The organism is Bowmanella yangjiangensis, from assembly GCF_017255015.1.
GTDB lineage: Bacteria > Pseudomonadota > Gammaproteobacteria > Enterobacterales > Alteromonadaceae > Bowmanella > Bowmanella yangjiangensis.
Window position 1 is genome coordinate 1 of sequence record NZ_JAFKCS010000151.1, and the last position, 1883, is coordinate 1883.

The following is a 1883-nucleotide window of genomic DNA, read 5'->3' on the forward strand; positions in this document are numbered from 1 at the left end:
GGCCATGCTCATGCACATGCCGAAGGGCATGATATTCACCAGCGGGATGTAATCCATGATATTCGCCGCCGGCATGCCCCCTGTCAGCGTGCGGTTCGTCGGCAATACGTTCAATGCGCTCGGCGCGGCGCCAAAACTGCATTGCAACGTCGCACCACTGCATACCTGCGGACAACCCATCACCTTCTCCAAGCCGCTCCCTGATGGAAGGGAAGCTTAGTAGAAAGTCGTTGAGTGGTGCTTTCGGCGAGCGACACTTCATGGCACGAGCGGAAGGCTCATCACGGCCTCGAGCCCTTCAGCGGAATTGCGCAACTTCAACTCACCGTTGAACCTGGCAACGATCGCCTCGACAATCGCCAGGCCAAGCCCCGTTCCACCTGCACGACCCTGATGCCAGAAGCGCCGTGTCACATCATTCAGTTGCAGCTCAGGAATTCCCCCGCCTTTGTCCTGCACGCAGAAAAGAACCATCGAACCTTCGACAGAGACTGAAAGCCCGACCTCGGTGCCGGGTGCGGTATGCCGGAGCGCATTGTCGATGAGATTGCGCAGCGCAGCCGTTGCAAGCGCTGACGGCACCGCCAGTGGATAGCGGTCTGCATCCTGGTGGAGCTTGATCTTCACGATATTGCTCCGTTCGGAGTCCTCCAGCGCCTGCATGATGATTTCGGACGGGAACGCCTGAACGCCATCGTCGAACGACAAGCGCCCCTCCACTCTGGCAAGCAGGAGAAGCTGTTCCAGAATGCAGTGCAAGCGGTCGGCGCCTTTTTCCGCCTTGCCGAGCGCGACTCGGGAGACGTCCCCATCCGTTAACCGTGCGACCTGGATATGGGTCTTTATGGCCGTGAGCGGGCTACGCAGCTCATGCGCGGCATCTCCGGTGAATCGGCGCTCTCTCTCTATCGCGCGTGAGAGTCGAAGCAGCAATTCATTCTGCGATGCAGCAAGCGGACGCAGCTCCACGGGAAGCTCGTCGACGTTGAGTGGATCCAGGTGTTCTGCATTCCTTGAAAGGAGCGCTCTGGACATCCTTGCGAGAGGTCCCAGCCCCTTACCCACGCAGATCCAGAGAACGACAAGGCCGCCAATCAGCGCAACGAGAACAGGCACTGCTGCAGCCTCCAGAATGGCGTACTTCAGACGTGCGCGTTGTTCGATTCGATCTGCCGTGCTGATTCTCACGCCATCGGCCTCCAGCGTGAAGGTTCGCCACTCGACGCCATCTGCAACCTGGGTGTGATATCCCTCGCCCATGCGCCCTATTCGCTCGCTTGGCGAGTTGTGACTCCTCACGAGAATCTCGCCTTTCAGGGACGACACCTGGCAGGCCATACCTGCCGTCAGGTTGACATCCTCGTCAGGCAAAAGGCCCGACGACCTCATTCCATCGTCCACAGCTGACAGTGATGACGCGCCAAGCATGCTCACGACTAGCTTTGCAGAGGCGGCCAGTCGTTCATCCAGCGTTCTGTCGATGTTCTTCTGCAAGTCGCTGAACATCCACGCCGCTGACACCAGCCAGAGAACGAGAAAACTGCCCCCGAGGCGGTACATCAAGCCACGCCGAATACTCACGACTCGCGCTCCCCGAGATGGCCGAGTCGGTAGCCGATGCCCCGTACCGTCTGAACAATGCTCGCGCCCAGTTTCTTGCGCAGGTTGTGAATATGGACATTGAGTGCATTGCTCTCCACGTCAACGGAAAAGCCATACACCGCATCCTTGAGTGCGTCGACGCTGACGATCCCTTTGGTATTCAGAAGCGCACAAAGCACCGCCTGCTCTTTCTTCGACAGGTCGACGGGATCGCCACTCACGAGAAACTCGCGGGTGGACGGATTGACTGAAAGTTCGCCATGCTGGATCACGTTGCTACT

At 58.7% G+C, this 1883-nt stretch carries 3 protein-coding genes; all 3 read right to left on the reverse strand.

All coding sequences use genetic code 11. The features are described from left to right. The coding region (locus J0A65_RS22790) for a DUF4280 domain-containing protein (protein ID WP_332874377.1) at positions 1 to 183 on the reverse strand (183 nt) is incomplete at its 3' end. Positions 184 to 258: 75 nt separating this feature from the next. Continuing rightward, on the reverse strand, positions 259 to 1581 hold the full coding sequence (locus J0A65_RS22795; protein ID WP_206596592.1) for an ATP-binding protein: 1323 nt from the start codon (positions 1579 to 1581) through the stop codon (positions 259 to 261). Beyond that, a partial coding sequence (locus J0A65_RS22800) for a winged helix-turn-helix domain-containing protein (RefSeq protein ID WP_206596593.1) occupies positions 1578 to 1883 on the reverse strand: 306 nt, incomplete at its 5' end. The genes J0A65_RS22795 and J0A65_RS22800, both read right to left, overlap by 4 nt.